This is a genomic window from Kocuria sp. TGY1127_2 (genome assembly GCF_013394385.1).
GTDB lineage: Bacteria > Actinomycetota > Actinomycetes > Actinomycetales > Micrococcaceae > Rothia.
Genome location: NZ_AP022834.1, coordinates 578,612 through 595,443, shown reverse-complemented (window position 1 = coordinate 595,443; position 16,832 = coordinate 578,612). Strand labels below are relative to the sequence as shown.

Here is a 16,832-nt window from a genome sequence, read left to right as displayed (position 1 = left end):
GCTCGCCCTCGATACTTAAGGGGGACTGTGGCTAGAGGCTCTTGCCGAGAAGCTCGAGGATCATCGACATCGAGATCGCTCCGGGATCCGGATGGCCGACCGATTTTTCGGCTAGCGGGCGGGCACGTCCTTTTTGGGGCCGGAGTTCAGCGGTCTTCTCGGCACTGTCCTTGGCCGCCTCTGTCGCCTTTCCCCAGGCCTCGCTGAGATCGCCTTCCTGGGACTCGAGCGTATCCGCGAAGGGCAAAAGGGCATCCAACAGGGTCTTGTCCCCAACTTTGGCACCACCCAGGGTGACCATGGAATCGGCGAAAGTGCGGACGGCACGGACCAAGTCTTCGTCCGTGAAGCTCTCGGCGGCGTCGTCGATCGTGTTGGCGGCCGCTTCGAGTGAAGCGCCCCAGAGAACACCCGACGTTCCGCCGGCCTGCATGGCCCAAGAGCGTCCCGCGGCTTTGATCAGCGACGCCGGGCCGGCCTTCTCTGGCGCTTCCTTGACGGTGGTCAGTGCGGCATCGCTGCCTTTGACCATACCGCGCCCGTGGTCGCCGTCGCCGGCGTAGGAATCGATTTCGCCGAGGTACGTCTCCTGGTCGTGCATCAGTTCTGCAACCGAGGCGACCGCCTTGCGAACGCGCTCGGAGATCTCGAGTGCTGCTGGGCTGGCTTCGACGAGAGACTCCTCGTCGAGCGCAGAAACCTTACCCTCGTAGGTCTCCTCGATGGTCTCCAGCGGCGCCGACTGCTTGCGGTATGCAGCGGCGTAGGCGTCCGCGGTCCAGAGAGGCTCCAACTCGTCGTCGAGCCACAGGACGGTCAGGGAGACTCCGCCCATGTCGAGGCTCGTGACCAGCTCGCCGACTTCGGGGTCCACAATCTCGTATCCCGCTTCGCGCAGCAGCGGAGCGATCGTGCGGTAGAGGAGGAAAAGCTCCTCGTACTTGGTGGTCCCGAGTCCGTTGACGATCACGCCGATGCGTCCGCCGGGATTTTCGGGCGCATCCTTGAGCACGGTGCGTACCAGAAGCCGGCCGAGCTCGGCAGCCGAGGGGCGAACGTCGTCGCGTATCCCGGGTTCACCGTGAATCCCGAGGCCTACGCCCATTTGTCCCGTCTTGACCTCGAACAGCGGTGTTTTGGCGCCAGGCATCGTGCACCCGGAGAATGCCACGCCGAGTGTGCGCGTCCGTCGGTTGGTCAGATTTCCGAGCCGCTCGACCTCGTCCAGGCTCTTGCCCGCCGCCGCGGCCGCGCCCATCGCCTTGAATACCGTGAAATCGCCCGCAATTCCTCGACGATTGTCGAACTCAGGGTCGGAAGCAATGTCGTCCTTGACCACAACGACCCGGGTGTCGATCCCTTCGGCGCGCAACATTTTTGCGGCAATACCGAAGTTCATGTTGTCGCCCGCGTAATTGCCGAACGTCAGGACGACGCCCTTGCCCTGGTCAGCCGCTTTGGCCACCGAATACACGTGGGCAGCAGACGGTGAGGTGAAAATGTTGCCGACCACCGCCCCGGAGGCGAAACCGGGGCCCACGAGACCAGCGAAGGCCGGATAGTGGCCGGAACCGCCGCCGACGATCACCGCGACCTGGGGAGTTTTCGGGGGCAGAGAAATCACTCCACCCGGGACCTGAGCCAACCGGTCCGAATACAAATCGACGAATCCTTCGAGCTGTTCATCGGAGAATTCGGCGGGATCATTGTAAAGCTTGGTCATGGGAGCGGTCTCCTCCTGGTGATCTCCGGGTGAGGCGCGAGCCGCTGACCCGGTTGTCAGGTGTGCGGGTGGCCCTGGCGTCGGGCCGCTTCGTGCGGGCCGGAATGCTCCGGCCCGCATTAGGGCTGATTACGGCTGGGGAAGGATCGAGACCTTGATGGACGAGCCTGCCGAATCGGCGACGCTGTCCAGGGCCTCCTGGAACTTCTCCAACGGGAACTGGTGCGTGCAGACTTCATCGAGCGGCAATTTGCCGGACTCGATGAGGCTGATGGCCTTCGGCCACGTGTACGGCCCGAGGTGGGCGCCCAGAACGCTGAGCTCTTTGTCATCCGAAATGATGGACCAATCCACGGACACATCCTGGCCGAAGACCGAGTACTCGACGTAAGTTCCGAGCTTGCGGAGGAGGTTGAGACCCTGCCCGACAGCTGATGGATGACCCGTGCACTCGATGTAGACATCGGCACCGTATCCGTCGGTCATCTCCTTGATCTTTGCAACCGCGTCCTCGTTGGCGATGTTGATGGTCATGTCCGCGCCGCACTTCTTCGCGAGCGCGAGCTTGGCGTCGTCCATGTCCAGGGAAATGATCTTGAGAGGATTCTTCTCGCGGACGCCCATGATCGCGCCCAATCCGATGGGGCCTGCGCCGGCGACCACGACGACGTCCTCGAACTTGATGTTCGCGCGCTCGACTGCGTGGAGCGAGCAAGCAAGAGGCTCGGCGAATGCGGCGTGCTGAGGCTTCACGTCTCTGGAAATCTTGTGAACCCGTGCGCGTTTGGGAACGAGCATGTACTCGGCCATTCCACCATTGAAGTTGCGGAAACCGAACATGTCATGCGGTCCGCACATCCAGTACTCGCCACGGAGGCAGAAGCGGCATTCCTCGCACGGAACGATCTGCTCGACGACAATCCGGTCGCCTTCGTGGACTCCGTGGTAGTTGAAAGCCTGGTCCGTTCCTGAGACCACGGTTCCGGTGATCTCGTGACCGGGGATGATGTCTTCCTGGGCCCACTGCGGACGGTTCTCGTCGCCCCAGAACTTCACGGCCCCGTGATAGCACTTCAGATCGGAGGCGCACACTCCCACCGCCTCGACCTTGATGATCAAGTCATCGGTACCGAGTTGCGGTACCGGTCGGGTCTCCAGGGTGTAGTCCTCGGGCTTATTGCAAACGACTGCTCGCATCTCGGTCGGTAGAGCGGTGGTGCTCATGGTCACTCCTTTGTGTCGCACGCGTATGTCACGCACCACACATTCTTGAAGACCCGAGCACATATGTCAAGCACATATGTTCACATCGTGAGTGATCGGGGTTACGATGTAGCGAAACCTATAGCACTACGAGCGAGTACTTCATGGATGACAAGAAGAACCTCAGGGACCTGTACGACGTCGATCGCCTCTACGCGGTTGCGCGCATGTACTACGAGGAAGAAAAAGGCCAATCCGCCATCGCGGAGGCTTTCAAGGTCTCGCGGCCAACCGTCAGTCGCATGCTGACGCACGCCCGGACCATCGGCATGGTGCAGATCCGGATAGTCCATCCGGACGCCGAGGGTCGCTCCGACCTGGCCGAGAGGCTCCGCTCCGCCCTGCATCTCGAAGAGGTTTACCTCGCCCGAGGCATGCAGCCCTCGACCATGGGCCAGGGAATGCTCCCGCCGGTGCAACGGGCGCTCGACGCCATGCACCTCGCACCGGGCGACGCGCTCGTCATCTCGTCCGGAATGGCGCTCTACGGCATAGCCCAAATGCGGCTTTCACGCCTCGATGGGGTCAAGTTGGTCCCTTCCGTCGGCGGTGTCTCCGAACCGGAGGCCTGGCACCAGACCAACGAGATCGTTCGCATGCTCGCGCAGAGCACGGGAAGCACACATTCCCCCCTCTTCGCGAGCGCAATCCCGTCCAAAAGCATTTACCAAGCCCTGCAAAAGGATGAATCCTTCGCGGAGGTTCGTCGGCTCTGGAGCTCCGCGAAAGGAGCGCTCGTCGGCATCGGCTCTCCGACGACGGGCCGAACCTCGCTGTCTTCCGCGATCCCGAAGGACAGCTTGCCCGATTCGATCGGCGACGTCTGCCTGCACTTTTTCAACAGGGAGGGCCGAGAGCTTACCTTCCCTGGCTCCGAGCGGACCGTCCGCATTCCCACAAAGGACCTTGCCGCCATCCCTTTCTCGACCGCAGTGGCCGTGGGCGAGGAAAAGTGCTGGTCCATCGTGACCGCGGCGTCCATGAAATACTTCCGCCGGCTGGTCACGGACGAAGCCACGGCGACGCATATCCTGCGCGCGCTGCGCACTTAAAACGGGAGGCACCGCCCGGGTCGACCTAGCCAAGCCCCAAAGCAATGAGCTTCGTCGCCGAAGCCTCATGAAGCCGAGGAACAGACCTATTCATTGAAGGGTCTTCGAGCCGGTGCTGAACCGTTGGATTCTCCCTGAAACGGTCCCCGAAGGCTGAGGGCCCCGGGAGAAAAACCCTTAAACGATCGACGCCCATGTGCCACCGATCTGGGCAACACATGGGCGTCGTATCCTCGAACCGTCTAGTCGCGGCTGTCCGGTTGCTGGATTGTCACGTTGTTTTCGTTAGCCTCCTGGATCGCGAGGGCCTGGGTATCGGCCTCCTTGATCTTGCGGCGATGCTCCGGATCGTCCTGCTCGGTGCGCAAATGGCCGACCATGATGAAGGCGCAGGCGTACAAAGCCACGAATGCCCAAATCACGGTGGAATTCTGGGCAAAACTGCTCATGCCCATTGCACCGGTGATGTTCAGGACGATGGCGACCACGGCGGTCCCCAAGAAGGTGGCGCCGCCCGCGGCGGTGGTATACATGGCCATAGCGGCGCCGCGGTGATCAGGGGCGTTGGCCGGCATGATGGCCCCCATCGGCACGAAGCCCGCCAGGAATATGCCATAGCAGATACCGGCGATCACGGCGAGAATGTATCCCCAGTTGGACCCTGCGGGCACCATGTGGGGCACGTACCACCACGCGAGCAACGAAACCGCGGAGGCGAAGACGCCGAACCAACGGACCGTTGTGACCCAGCCGAGGCGGTCGCCCAAGTTACCGAAGAACGCATTGAACAGAATGTTTCCTGCGTAGACGCACACCGTCATCGCGAGCCAGCGAGACTGCCCCCAGCCCAATGTCGTACTGATCACCGCGGGCATGATGATGAACATGCCGAACTCGGGTGCGGTGTTGATCAAACGAACCAGGAAGCCTTGAAGGACCTTGCTGTTGGTGAAAGTCAGGCGAAGGCCCGAGAGGATCACCTGCGAAGCGGTCTCACCCTCGGGGGCAATACGGCGTTTTCCCTTCTCGTCATGGCATCCGAACCACACGAGCAGGAAGCCGACGATGTTGAGAACGCAGGAGAAAATGATCGCTCCGGACTCGCCGACCACGCCACCGCCAAAGGTTGGGATGGCGCCGATGGCGACCAACGAGCCGAGGGTCGGCAGACCACCGGTGAACATCACGTAGAACCAGCCAATGGCGGTACCGGCCTTGGACTTCAACGCGGTGATGTTGACCCACACCAAGAAGGAGAAGGTGAACAATGGCATGCCGAATCCGCGGAAGAAATAGGTGACCGCAACCAGCCAGAAGATCCCGCTGGCCATGGCCAGAAGGAATCCGATCTGGAAGACGGCCCACACGAGGAAGCCGATGAGCATAACCCTCTTCGGCCCAATGAGGTCGGAAAGAGCGCCGGAAAGGTAGCTGCCCACCGCCACGGCCAAGGAATACGAGGCGATAATCCCGGCGACAGCACTCTCAGGGCTGTGCAGAACCTCCACGAGGTGCGGGGTCAAAATATTCGACTCGACACCGAGGCCGGTCATGAACAGCAGGACTCCGAGGAAGCCCCACTTGAGAACCGAAGGTATGCCGATACGGTCGAGGTAATGCCCTTCGACCTTGAGAGGTACCGAAGGATCTGCGGTGGAAGACATAAGGTGCTCCTTCTTGGGGGCTCGACGTCCGTCCCCGTTGACAAACTCCGCCTACGGGACCTCGCCGTCATCCGGTGATGGTAAAGAACGTGAGGCGTCCCACAGGCATGCGGTTAGCTTAGGCGCGGATCGCCACTTCGCACAACCGTTCTGAACAAATGTGCACGCGGATAGCGTCCTGGGAGAAGACCGACCTGACCTCCCGGCTGGAAAATGCGCGCCCTTGGCAACGGCGCAGCCCCCGCCTTCCGTCAATATTTCGAATTATGACGCCCCGTGAAAGGTGTGACTACACATCTCCGTCGCTTCAGTTCAGGGTCCGAGCGCGTGTTGTAATGGGGCTGACGCGGAGGCTCCGGGCCATTCCGTCGACCCCAAAAACTCACCGCACCGAGTAGAGAGATTCATAGCCGTGAAGAAAAAACTTGGCGCCCTCCTGGCGATTGTTCCCTTAACCCTTGGGCTCGCCGCATGCGGGGGCAACGACACCCCCAGCGGCCCCGAAACCAAAGACGGCAAGACGGTCGTGAAGGTCGCCATCGCCAAGGAAATGGAAGTCAATACCGCCCTCAAGGAAGAGGCTGCCAAGCAGGACATCGACATCGAGTACAAAGAGCTCGACAACTACACCGAGGCCAACCCGCAGTTGACGCAGGGTCAGGTTGACCTGAACTGGTTCCAGCACATCTCCTACTTGGCCAATTACAACGTGGACAACGACGACGATCTTCAGATCGTCGGGCCCACCGCGATCTTCCCGATGGGCCTCTACTCGAAGAACCACAAGTCCCTCGACGAGATCCCGGAGGGCGGAAAGATCGCAATCCCGAACGACGCGGTCAATCAGGCTCGCGCGATCAACGTCCTGAAGTCGGCAAATCTTCTGAAGCTCAAGAGCGATACTCTCCAGCCGACCGAAAACGACATCGACAAGGACAACTCCAAGGTGACCGTGACCTCGGTCGAAGCGAACCAGACCGTGACCTCGATGTCCTCGGTGGATGGTTCCGTGGTCAACAACGACTTCCTCGATGATGCAGACCTCGATCCCAAGAATGCCCTCTTCCAGGACGACGCATCCCAGGATTCGGCCCTCCCGTACGTCAACCTGTTCGTCGCACAGAAGGGGCAGGAGGACAACGAGACGTACAAGAAGATCGTGGACATCTACCACAGCAAGCCCGTTCAGGACGCCCAGCAGAAATCGTCCAAGAACACCGCCGTCGTGGTGGACACCGACGTCAACAAGTTGCGCGATGTCCAGAAGAAACTCGAGGACGAGAACAAAGAAAAGAAGTAAACCAGAGTTTCACCACTCGTCTCGGTGATCGACGCCGGCCCGACAGCTCAGCTGCCGGCCGGCGTCGTCCGCTCTCACGGTGTGAAACGATCGAACCCCTCAACAGTCGACAAGCAAGGGAATGCACATGACCGAGCACACGAGTCCCGTGTCCGAGGCGCACTCTTCGGACATGGTGGTCCTCGATCACGTCTCCAAGGTATTCAAAACCGGGAAGAACCCCGTCAGAGCCGTGGACGACGTCTCGCTCACGATCAAGCGTGGACAGATCTACGCGATCATCGGCTATTCAGGTGCCGGAAAGTCCACATTGGTCCGCCTGATCAACGGCCTGGAAGCCACCACATCGGGAACCTTGACGGTGGAGAATACGACAATCTCAGGGGCCAAGGAGGCCGACCTGCGCAAGGCCCGAACCAATATCGGCATGATCTTCCAGCAGTTCAACCTCATGAACTCAAAGACCGTTTCCGGTAACGTCGATTTCCCGCTCAAAGTAGCGGGCTGGTCGGGTGACCGCCGCAAGAAGCGGGTCGAGGAGCTCCTGGAGTTCGTGGGGCTGGGTGAGAAGGCCAAAAGCTACCCCGATCAGCTGTCGGGTGGTCAGAAACAGCGCGTCGGCATTGCCCGCGCCCTCGCGACCGAGCCCTCTCTTCTCCTCGCCGACGAATCCACTTCCGCGCTGGATCCTGAAACCACGGAGGAAGTTCTCGGACTTCTGAAGAAAGTCAACGAAGATCTGGGGATCACCGTCGTCGTGATCACCCACGAAATGGACGTCGTCGCCTCGATCGCGGACCGAGTGGCCGTGATGGAGAAGGGCAAGGTCGTGGAAGAAGGCAATGTCTACGACGTCTTTTCGAATCCTCAGACCGCGCCCGCTCGGAGGTTCGTGTCCACGACCGTCAAACCGACCCCTTCCGGCGACCGAGCCAGCGAGTTGATGGAGCGCCACCGTGGCTTCCTCGTCAGCGTCGAGGTCACGGACCAGACCGAATTGGGAGATGTCCTCTCACGGCTCGGTGATCGCAACGTGCGCTTCAACATCGTCGAGGGCGGCCTGGAAACCCTCCAGGGACGCACCTACGGAAAGCTCACCCTTGAGCTGCTGGGCGAGGTCTCCGCGGTCGATGCCGCCGTTGAACAGCTGAAACTCGTTACACTCGTCCAGGAGGTGCGCGCATGATGTCGCTGAATCCCCACTCCCTCATCGCCGCCACCATCGAGGCAAAGCCCAAGACCGACTGGAGCGAGGTCCGCCCTGATCTGGTGCAGGCGACCTTGGAAACCATCCAAATGGTCGCGATCACCATGGTGATCGCGGGCATCGGAGGGTTCCTGATCGGTTTGCTGCTGTACACGACCCGTCGCGGGAATATCTTGCAGAACAGGCCCCTGAATTGGGTCCTCAACCTCGTGGTGAACTTCGTTCGCCCCATTCCTTTCATCATCCTTCTCGTTGCCCTGGGGCCAGTGATGCTCGCGACCATCGGCACCACGATCGAGATGAAGGCCGCCGTATTCGGCATGGTCGTCGCCGCGATCTTCGCCGTCGCGCGGATCGTGGAGCAGAACTTGGTGTCGATCGACCCGGGAGTGATCGAAGCAGCCCGGGCCATGGGTGCCTCAAAGGCTCGCATCATGTTCTCGGTCATCCTTCCCGAGGCTCTCGGCCCGCTCGTTCTCGGTTACACGTTCCTGCTCATCGGTGTCGTCGACATGTCCGCAATGGCGGGTTACATCGGCGCCGGCGGCCTGGGCGATTACGCACTGTCCAAGGGCTACCAGCGTTTCAACTGGGATATCACCATGGCTTCCGTGCTGATCATCATCGTGATGGTCCAGTTCGTTCAGCTTTTCGGAAACTGGCTCGCCCGCAAGATTATGCGGCGATAGTCCGTTTCGGTTCCCTTACGACGACGCCCGCCGTGCCTTCTCGAGAAAGCACGGCGGGCGTCGCCGTAGTTGCTGACGGGCCGGAGCCTACAGCTTCTCCATAACCTCTTTTTTGACCTCACGGCGCAGCGTTTTGCCGAGCATCGAGCGGGGGAAATCCTCCAATTCGACGATGCGGCGAGGGACCTTGTACCGGGTGACTTTGGTGTAGCAGTGCTGACGCAGAGCTTCGGCATCGAGGGCGTGGCCGGCAGCCATGATGACGGCCGCCACCACTTCTTCCCCTCCTCCCTCGGCGGGAATTCCTACGACCGCAGCGTCCTTGACCGTATCGAATGTCTTCAAAGCGGTCTCGACCTCGGAAGGAGATACGTTGAATCCCCCGGTGATGATGACTTCTTTGAGCCTGTCGACGACGAAGAGGAATCCGTCGGCATCCATGGTCACCACGTCTCCGGTGCGCAGCCAGCCGTCCGCGGTCACGGTCTGCCTCGTTGCTTCTTCGTTCTTCCAATATCCGCGGAACACCTGGGGGCCTTTGACCCACAACTCGCCGGCTCGCCCGTCCTCGACGTCCTGGAGCGTTTCGGGGTCGACAATACGGATATCGGTTGAGGGGAAGGGCGTCCCGATGGACCCCGCTCTGCGCGATTCGTTCAACGGGTTGCAGGCGACCAACGGCGCGCATTCGGTCAGTCCGTACCCTTCGACCAAATAACCTCCGGTTTTGGCTTCCCAATCGGCCACGAGCTGCGACGGCAGGTTCATCGCACCGGAAACGGAATACCGGATACCGGAGAGGTCAGTGCCCCGTTCATTGGCCATGTCCAGCATCCGCTGGTAGACGGGTGGCACTGCGGGGAGAATAGTCGGTTTGGACTTCTTCATCGCACCGAAGACGAGGTCGAGGTCCACGGTGGGGAACAGAACGAGCTTGGCCTGGACTGCGACGGCGACCCCCAGCCCGAGAGTCATTCCGTAGGCGTGGAACAGCGGCAACAGAGCATAGATGACTTCCTCGTCGTCCAGTCCGATCCATTCTTGCCCCATTTGCGCATTCGACTCCAGATTCCGGTGCGTCAGCATGACGCCCTTGGGATCCCCCGAGGTTCCTGACGTGTAGAGCAGAAGAGCCGTGTCATGGGCGGTCGGCCGATGATGGTCTTCTGCGATCGGCTCGTTCTTGAGCATCTTGCGCCACGGGGTAGTGTCGGGGGCCGGCCCCTCGAGCTTTTCGCGGGAGTCCTTGGCCTTTTTGAACGGCAATTTGAGGGCCAGCCGCATGTGCGTCGGCATCGCCTCAACCAGGTTGACCGAAACAATCTCTCGAGGGCGGACGTCCGCAGGCTGATGCGTGACTTTGTCCGCGATCTTGTCCCACACGAAAGCGATCTTGGCGCCGTGGTCCTCGAATTGATGCCTCAGTTCGCCTTCGGTGTACAGCGGATTGTGCTCGACCACTACTCCGCCCACCCTCAGAATCGCGTAGAACGCGACGACGTGCTGCGGGCAGTTCGGCAGAATTACGGCGACACGATCCCCGGGTTGGACGCCCAGGAGACGCAGCCCCTCCGCAACCCTGTTGACCTGGTCCCCGAGGGTTGCGTAACTGGTCGCCGCGCCGAAGAACTCCAGGGCAGTTTTGGATCCTGCCGCTCGCACGGATCTCTCCATCACGTGGACCAGTGAGGTCTCCGGGAGATCAAGCTCGGTTGCGGTGTCAGGATTGTAATTCTTGAACCACGGTCGTCGATTCGTCAGGGGCCCTGAGGCGTCTGTCTGGGGTTCTGGCATATATGAGATTCTGCCATGAGGGCCTCTGCACCTGGAATACTGTCCACCATGAGTGCACGCCGCAATACGCAATGGACAAAAGACGAAGTCCGAACAGTCATGAGGGAAATCAACAAAAGAATGCTGATCGGGGTCGGCATCGCGATCCTGGTCGGATTGTTCATCATCGGACTGGCCGCCCTGTTCTCCTGAATTTGCTCTTCCCATCTGGCCGCATGGAAGCGGTCACGGAAAGGTTCCGTCGAATGACCACACCTCAGACAAGTCACGATGACATGACCATGCGCGAGCGCATGCAGGCCGGACTCCCGTACCGGGGCGAGACTACGGCAAACGAGACCAATAACTCTGCCGACCTGACACATCGCACGTCCGCCGAAGCGGCGAGAATGACGGAGCGCTATCACCGGCTTGATCTGGAAGAGGATCCGGCCGCCCTCACCCTCTTGGGCGAACTGCTGGGAAGCATGGGCCGAGATGTTCGTATCCGAGCGCCGCTTCAGGTCGATTACGGGTACAACATCCACATCGGCGATCGGCTCTTCGCGAATTTCGGGCTCACGGTCCTGGACGTGTGCGAGGTCAGGATCGGCGACGACGTGCAGATCGGCCCGAACGTCCAATTGCTGTGCCCAACACATCCGTTGAACCCGGTGGACCGCAGGAGGGGGTGGGAAGGCGGGCTGCCCATCACGATCGAGGACAACGTCTGGCTGGGTGGCGGCGCAATCATCCTGGCTGGCGTCACCGTGGGCCATGATTCGGTGGTGGGAGCGGGTTCGGTGGTCACACAGGACATTCCGCCGTATTCCGTGGCCGTCGGATCGCCCGCGCGAGTCATCAAGACCGTAGACCCCGAAGAGCGTTCGGGACAGTACGCCGTCGAGAATTTTCCACGCGCGTACAGGGAACAAGTCGCCGCGGAATCGCATGGCCCTGGAGACACACGAACGACAACAGGAGAGGAACTCGTATGAGGAACCGGAACGAAGGACCGTGGGACGAGGGTCGGGGCGGCGAATCCGATGCCGATGTGAACGACCCGAACCGTACGATCCCCTTGGACGGCGATCCCACGGAGGTGCTCTCCGACCAGCGGAGCCAGCAAATCGACGAGGACCGTACCGAGGTACTCGACGGCGGTCGGACGGAGGTCCTATCGACCGACGATCAGCGAACACAGATCCTGGATCACGGATCATGGGGCTCCTCGGCCGCTGAGGACCCGAATGTCACCCGACCGCTCCCGTCGTACGGTGAGGCATCGACGTCGCCGACCGCGCAGAGGAGCTCCGGCCTCGAATACGACGATCAAGCCTCCGTGCCTCAATCCGGTCCGCGGGAGTTCACCCCAACGGAGTACCCCGGATCAGGCTCCTCGCAAGCCCGGCAGACGGCGGTTCCGCCCGGAGGCCCCGGTCAGCCGGGGGGCTATGCGGGCCAAACACAGGCGCCGTCCGGCGCTGACCTGCGGGCGATGGTGGTGCGACGCCAAAAGGCTGAATACGGCCGGCTCCAGCTCCTCCCGGGTCTCTTGGGGTGGCTCGTCGCGATGACGCTCATCGGTTTCCTGACGTGGATCGTCGGGGCTGTTGCCCCTAGTGCGGCCGGAACCAGCGTTCCCGCTCACGTAGGGGACTCGATGCAGAATCTCGTCCAGGGTTCCGGGAACGGGGCGGTATGGGGCGCCGTTTTCGGTGTGATCTTCTTCGTCTCGTATGTTGCCGGTGGATACGCCGCAGGCCGCGCGGGACGATTCTCCGGGGTCAAACAGGGCGTGGCCGTGTGGCTCTGGCAGCTCATGGGAACCGCAGTGACGACTGTGTTGACGCTGTTTCTGGCGGATCGCATGGGAAACAGCGTGCCGCTCGGCTCGGTTCAGTCGCTCGGAGGTTCGGACTTCATGTGGGGACTCGCCGCGGCGGTCTCCGCGCTCATCGTGGGTCTTATCGGGGCGATCCTGGGTGGCCTGTGGGGCACACGCTTCCACCGCGCGGTAGACCGTTGGGGCTTCGAGGGACGCTGATCTTCGCGGCGGATACGGGTCGCTGAAGAGCTATACCGTCTCGCCCTCTCGAGTCGGGACCCAGCGCAGAAGACGCTCCCTCGTTGCTTCGATGCCGAAAGGCGACGAAGCAACGAGGGAGCGTCTTCATGCGGCTCGCTCCGTGAAACCAGCCGCTTACATGTCCAGCAACAGCGCGGGCTCTTCGAGCACGGCGGCGACGTCGGCCATGAACCGCGCCGAGAGGTCGCCGTCGACGATGCGGTGGTCGAATGACCCGCCCAATGTGGTGACCCAACGCGGGATGACCTCACCGTCGACGACCCAAGGCTTCTGCTTGATCGTTCCGAAGGCGAGGATCGCGGCCTCGCCCGGGTTGATGATGGGAGTTCCGGTATCGATTCCGAGCGCCCCGATGTTGGTGATCGTCATCGTCCCCCCGGACATCTCTCCCGGTTGTGTCTTTCCTTCCCGTGCTTTCTGGGTCAGTGCGTTCAGGGCCACAGCCAATTCACGCAGAGAGAGGTCCTGGGCGTCCTTGATGTTCGGCACCATCAGCCCGCGCGGTGTTGCCGCGGCGATACCCAAATTGATGTACCGCTTGATCAAGATCTCCGAATCCGTCCATTGGGAGTTGACCTGCGGATTCCTGGCGGTGGCCCAGATGACGGCTTTGGCCAGGATCAACAACGGTGTGACCTTCACGCCCTCGAAAGTGGGAGAGGTTTTGAGACGCTTGACGAATTCCATGGTCCGGGATGCGTCCACGTCCACGAAGATCGAAACGTGCGGAGCCTCGAAAGCGGATTTGACCATGGCTTTCGCGGTTGCTTTGCGGACGCCCTTCACGGGAACGCGTTCGACGCGTTCCTCGGGGCCACCGCGTTGGACCCAGAAGTTGGATGGTTTGTGGCTTTCAACATCCTGAGCGTGGGCCGCGTAGTTAACCAGGTCGCGTTGTGTGACTTGGCCCTGGGGACCGGTCGCGGGAACGTCGGCGAGGTCAATGCCCAGATCCTTGGCGGCCTTTCGCACAGGCGGTTTGGCCAAGGTCGGCCGCCGCGGTGGCTCCGTGCCGACGGTACGGTGCGCAGCGGCATGCTCCATCGGCTGGTCAACGGCTCGACCCGGCAATCGTTTGAGAGCCCCACGACCTTCTTCCGCCAGGCGCTTCGCTCGCTCAGCAATCCCCGTGCCAAAATTTCCGCCCTGGATCGGCGCGCGGTTCAGGAGCTGAGTCAGGAGGGTCTCCGACGGCTCATTTCCTTCTCCCGCCGCGCCAACCTGGTCCAATCGGCCCTGACGCGTGGCCCCGCCCCCGATCGGGCGTTTGCGCGCCCGTCTCTTGACCGGATCGGCTTTGGGGCCCGAACCTACGAGCGCGGCGGTCTGGTCTTCGGAGGATGCCGACGTCGAGCGTGAGCTCTCGCCGTCGGTCGCGTCCGCCCCTGTGGTTGAGGCGTCTGCTTGAGCCGTCGGTGCCGCTTGCGCAGCGAAGCTATCGGCTTCCTTTTCCGCGACAGGAACCTGGGAATCCGGTTCGTTGACCGTGGGCGGGCCGATCGTATCGGATTCCGCAGCAGCGCCTTCGGGAGAGCCTCCGTCGGCGGAAGCGGTGGCCGAAACGGAGATCAACGGGGCGCCTACTTCGACGGTTGCGCCTTCTTCGGCGATGATGCGTTCAACCGTGCCCGCGAACGGGGAAGGGAGCTCGACGACGGATTTTGCGGTTTCGATCTCGACGAGCACGTCGTTGACATGGATCGAGCTTCCGGGCCGGACCTTCCACGAGAGGATCTCGGCCTCGGTCAGGCCTTCCCCAACGTCCGGCAGATGAAAAATCGAAGACAATGTGAACTCCTGAATTCCGGGGCTGACTAGTAATTCAGCGAACGGTCGATGGCCTCGAGCAAACGGTCGATGCTGGGGAGGTAATCTTCTTCAACGCTGGCCACGGGGTAAGGCATGTGGTATCCGCCGACTCTGAGGACAGGAGCTTCCAGACTGTAGAAGCAACGTTCCGCGATGACCGAAGCCAGCTCCCCGCCCATGCCGCCGAAGGTCGGGGCCTCGTGTGTGACGACGAGTCGTCCTGTTTTGTTGACCGAACGCTCGACGGAGTCGAAGTCCAAGGGCGAAATCGAACGCAGGTCAACGACCTCGATGCTGAGTCCGTCCTCGCGCGCCGCATCCGCGGCCGCGAGCGCGACCGGCACGAGCGGACCGTATGCGGCCAACGTCAGGTCGCGACCTTCGCGAACTATTTGTGCACGTTGAGTCGTGGGGACCCGGGCAGCGCGTTCGACGTCGCCCTTGAGCCAGTACCGTCGCTTCGGTTCCAAGAAGATCACGGGGTCCTGAGAGGCGATTGCTTCCCGAAGCATCGAGTAAGCGTCCTGGGCATTCGACGGGGACATCACTCTGAGGCCGGCGGTATGAGCGAACAGAGCCTCCGGGGATTCGGAATGGTGCTCGATCGAGCCGATATTCCCGCCGTACGGGATACGGATCACGACGGGCAGACTGATGGCTCCGCTGGAGCGCGCGTGAATCTTGGACAGCTGAGAGGTGATCTGGTTAAAGGAAGGAAAGACGAATCCATCGAACTGGATCTCGCAGATTGGACGATAACCCCTCATGGCCAGACCTATGGCGGTTCCCACGATTCCCGCTTCGCCGAGCGGGGTATCCATGACGCGGTCGGCTCCGAATTCGTCTTTGAGCCCCTGAGTCACGCGGAAGACTCCGCCCAAAGTTCCAATGTCTTCGCCCATCAAAAGGACCTTGGGGTCCTCGTTCATGGCGTCTGACATCGCCGCGTTGAGCGCTTTGGCCATGGGCATCGATTCCACTGCACTTGCCTGTGCTGATACGTCGCTCATGGTCAGCGGCCGCCTTCCTGGGTTTCGGCTTCGTCGAACCCCGCTTCGTACTCGTGGAACCAGGCTCGTTCTTGTTCGACGAGCGCATTCTCTTCGGCGTAAACGTTCTCGAAAGCATGATCGAATTCCGGCGGCTCCATGGCGAGGACCGCCTCGCGAATCGATGCACCGTATTCTTTGGCCTCCGCGTTGGCTTCCTCGAAGAACGCGTCGTCAACGCCTTCCAGGCGAAGATGCTTTTCCAGGCGCACGAGGGGGTCCTTGGTCGTCCACTCGTCTTCTTCGTCACGAGTCCGGTACTTGGTCGGGTCGTCGGCCGTGGTGTGGGCGCCGAGACGGTACGTTTCGGCCTCGATCAATACCGGACCTTCCCCGCGGTGGATCTTTTCCATGGCATAGGCCGTGACGGCCTGGACTCCGAGGATGTCATTGCCGTCCACGCGGATTCCTTCGAATCCGTATCCGGCGGCGCGCTCGGCCAAAGGCAGGCGAGACTGCGTGGAGAAGGGAACCGAAATCGCCCATTTGTTGTTCTGGATGAAGAACAGAACAGGGGCGTCGTAGGAGGCGGCGAAGACCATGGATTCGTGGGCTTCCCCTTCGGTCGACGAACCATCGCCGAAGTAGACGACCGTCGCCGAAGACTCCTCGGAACCCTGCGCAACCTCCTTATTCACGTGCTGGTCGAGTTTCTGTCCCATGGCATATCCCACGGCATGCGGAATTTGAGAGGCCAACACGAAGGAGTACAAGTTGAAGTTGTGTTCCTTGGGGTTCCATCCTCCGGGCGAGTATCCGCGGAAGATCCTCATCAAGTCTTTGAGATCGACACCGCGCTCAAACGCCAGCGCATGCTCCCGGTAGGAGGGGAAGATGTAGTCGCGCTCGGGTATGGCGCGTGCCGAACCGATCTGCGCGGCTTCCTGACCTTTGGACGGAACCCACAGTGCAAGTTTGCCTTGCCGTTGCAGGGAGGTCGCTTCGTCGTCGAAGCGCCGAACTTTCAGCATATTGGCATATGACCCTTTGAGGTCCTCGAGGGTGACGTTCTCGATGTAGGGATCAAAGTCCGGATCCGAACCGCGGTGACCGTTCTCGTCCAGAATGGTCACCCGGTTCAGACGGCCCTCGGTCGCCCCGGGGTGGGGGGTTTCCGCGGTTTCCATGAGTCCTCCCATGTGGCTAGGTTGTCCGGCGCCCGGCTGGTCCGCCGGGTCGCGTTATGCGCAAGTCCCGCGGATCAAAAAATACAC

14 protein-coding genes are annotated in these 16,832 nt (G+C 61.4%); 7 read left to right on the top strand and 7 right to left on the bottom strand.

The genetic code is table 11. The features are described 5' to 3' along the window. Nucleotides 1-31: 31 nt before the first annotated feature. Both sake_RS02615 and sake_RS02610 read right to left on the bottom strand, forming a co-directional pair. Nucleotides 32-1,723 (bottom strand): dihydroxyacetone kinase family protein, encoded by a 1,692-nt coding sequence (locus sake_RS02615; protein ID WP_178945402.1) that lies wholly within the window; start codon nucleotides 1,721-1,723, stop codon nucleotides 32-34. 129 nt (nucleotides 1,724-1,852) lie between these two features. Continuing rightward, a complete protein-coding gene (locus sake_RS02610; protein ID WP_129358871.1) occupies nucleotides 1,853-2,947 on the bottom strand; it encodes a zinc-binding dehydrogenase in 1,095 nt (364 codons plus the stop codon). A 143-nt stretch (nucleotides 2,948-3,090) separates the two neighbouring features. Between sake_RS02610 and sake_RS02605 the strand changes: the two genes are divergently transcribed. Further along, a complete protein-coding gene (locus sake_RS02605) occupies nucleotides 3,091-4,038 on the top strand; it encodes a sugar-binding transcriptional regulator (protein ID WP_129358869.1) in 948 nt (315 codons plus the stop codon). 242 nt (nucleotides 4,039-4,280) lie between these two features. On the opposite strand, the gene sake_RS02600 is transcribed toward sake_RS02605, so the two are convergent. Continuing rightward, complete coding sequence (locus sake_RS02600; RefSeq protein ID WP_129358867.1) at nucleotides 4,281-5,702, bottom strand: RbtT/DalT/CsbX family MFS transporter; 1,422 nt, start codon at nucleotides 5,700-5,702, stop codon at nucleotides 4,281-4,283. A 412-nt stretch (nucleotides 5,703-6,114) separates the two neighbouring features. Between sake_RS02600 and sake_RS02595 the strand changes: the two genes are divergently transcribed. From sake_RS02595 to sake_RS02585, 3 genes are all read left to right on the top strand, one after another. Continuing rightward, nucleotides 6,115-7,002, top strand: a complete 888-nt coding sequence (locus sake_RS02595; protein ID WP_129358865.1) for a MetQ/NlpA family ABC transporter substrate-binding protein — start codon at nucleotides 6,115-6,117, stop codon at nucleotides 7,000-7,002. 127 nt (nucleotides 7,003-7,129) lie between these two features. Continuing rightward, nucleotides 7,130-8,188: a methionine ABC transporter ATP-binding protein gene (locus sake_RS02590; RefSeq protein WP_371811918.1), complete on the top strand. Its 1,059-nt coding sequence runs from the start codon at nucleotides 7,130-7,132 to the stop codon at nucleotides 8,186-8,188. Continuing rightward, nucleotides 8,185-8,898: a methionine ABC transporter permease gene (locus sake_RS02585; RefSeq protein WP_238147534.1), complete on the top strand. Its 714-nt coding sequence runs from the start codon at nucleotides 8,185-8,187 to the stop codon at nucleotides 8,896-8,898. The genes sake_RS02590 and sake_RS02585 overlap by 4 nt, the downstream gene beginning before the upstream one ends. Before the next feature lie 87 nt (nucleotides 8,899-8,985). On the opposite strand, the gene sake_RS02580 is transcribed toward sake_RS02585, so the two are convergent. After that, on the bottom strand, nucleotides 8,986-10,692 hold the full coding sequence (locus tag sake_RS02580) for a long-chain-fatty-acid--CoA ligase (RefSeq protein WP_178945401.1): 1,707 nt from the start codon (nucleotides 10,690-10,692) through the stop codon (nucleotides 8,986-8,988). Nucleotides 10,693-10,740: 48 nt separating this feature from the next. Between sake_RS02580 and sake_RS02575 the strand changes: the two genes are divergently transcribed. Genes sake_RS02575 through sake_RS02565 form a run of 3 tightly spaced genes read left to right on the top strand, consistent with a single transcriptional unit; the run spans nucleotide 10,741 to nucleotide 12,718 of the window. Further along, nucleotides 10,741-10,884: a hypothetical protein gene (locus sake_RS02575; RefSeq protein WP_165000938.1), complete on the top strand. Its 144-nt coding sequence runs from the start codon at nucleotides 10,741-10,743 to the stop codon at nucleotides 10,882-10,884. A 53-nt stretch (nucleotides 10,885-10,937) separates the two neighbouring features. Next, on the top strand, nucleotides 10,938-11,669 hold the full coding sequence (locus sake_RS02570; protein ID WP_178945400.1) for a sugar O-acetyltransferase: 732 nt from the start codon (nucleotides 10,938-10,940) through the stop codon (nucleotides 11,667-11,669). Further along, entirely contained in the window at nucleotides 11,666-12,718 is a 1,053-nt protein-coding gene (locus sake_RS02565; protein WP_178945399.1) for a hypothetical protein, read from the top strand. The genes sake_RS02570 and sake_RS02565 overlap by 4 nt, the downstream gene beginning before the upstream one ends. 156 nt (nucleotides 12,719-12,874) lie before the next feature. Here the strand turns inward: sake_RS02565 and sake_RS02560 are convergent, their stop codons facing one another. From sake_RS02560 to sake_RS02550, 3 genes are read right to left on the bottom strand one after another with little or no spacing between them, the layout of a single operon-like run. Further along, nucleotides 12,875-14,548 carry a dihydrolipoamide acetyltransferase family protein gene (locus sake_RS02560; RefSeq protein ID WP_129358857.1) on the bottom strand — a complete coding sequence of 558 codons (1,674 nt, stop codon included), beginning with the start codon at nucleotides 14,546-14,548 and terminating at the stop codon, nucleotides 12,875-12,877. Between the two features lie 26 nt (nucleotides 14,549-14,574). Next, nucleotides 14,575-15,579 (bottom strand): alpha-ketoacid dehydrogenase subunit beta, encoded by a 1,005-nt coding sequence (locus sake_RS02555; protein ID WP_371811917.1) that lies wholly within the window; start codon nucleotides 15,577-15,579, stop codon nucleotides 14,575-14,577. A 2-nt stretch (nucleotides 15,580-15,581) separates the two neighbouring features. After that, complete coding sequence (locus sake_RS02550) at nucleotides 15,582-16,745, bottom strand: thiamine pyrophosphate-dependent enzyme (protein WP_129358855.1); 1,164 nt, start codon at nucleotides 16,743-16,745, stop codon at nucleotides 15,582-15,584. Nucleotides 16,746-16,832: the final 87 nt, after the last annotated feature.

What these genes read in the sequence shown, in the direction of transcription:
- sake_RS02585 (WP_238147534.1), top strand. Translation starts at nt 8,185, where the DNA reads ATGATGTCGCTGAATCCCCACTCCCTCATCGCCGCCACCATCGAGGCA.
- sake_RS02590 (WP_371811918.1), top strand. Translation starts at nt 7,130, where the DNA reads ATGACCGAGCACACGAGTCCCGTGTCCGAGGCGCACTCTTCGGACATG.
- sake_RS02550 (WP_129358855.1), bottom strand. Translation starts at nt 16,745, where the DNA reads ATGGAAACCGCGGAAACCCCCCACCCCGGGGCGACCGAGGGCCGTCTG.
- sake_RS02610 (WP_129358871.1), bottom strand. Translation starts at nt 2,947, where the DNA reads ATGAGCACCACCGCTCTACCGACCGAGATGCGAGCAGTCGTTTGCAAT.
- sake_RS02580 (WP_178945401.1), bottom strand. Translation starts at nt 10,692, where the DNA reads ATGCCAGAACCCCAGACAGACGCCTCAGGGCCCCTGACGAATCGACGA.
- sake_RS02570 (WP_178945400.1), top strand. Translation starts at nt 10,938, where the DNA reads ATGACCACACCTCAGACAAGTCACGATGACATGACCATGCGCGAGCGC.
- sake_RS02555 (WP_371811917.1), bottom strand. Translation starts at nt 15,579, where the DNA reads ATGAGCGACGTATCAGCACAGGCAAGTGCAGTGGAATCGATGCCCATG.
- sake_RS02575 (WP_165000938.1), top strand. Translation starts at nt 10,741, where the DNA reads ATGAGTGCACGCCGCAATACGCAATGGACAAAAGACGAAGTCCGAACA.
- sake_RS02565 (WP_178945399.1), top strand. Translation starts at nt 11,666, where the DNA reads ATGAGGAACCGGAACGAAGGACCGTGGGACGAGGGTCGGGGCGGCGAA.
- sake_RS02615 (WP_178945402.1), bottom strand. Translation starts at nt 1,723, where the DNA reads ATGACCAAGCTTTACAATGATCCCGCCGAATTCTCCGATGAACAGCTC.
- sake_RS02600 (WP_129358867.1), bottom strand. Translation starts at nt 5,702, where the DNA reads ATGTCTTCCACCGCAGATCCTTCGGTACCTCTCAAGGTCGAAGGGCAT.
- sake_RS02605 (WP_129358869.1), top strand. Translation starts at nt 3,091, where the DNA reads ATGGATGACAAGAAGAACCTCAGGGACCTGTACGACGTCGATCGCCTC.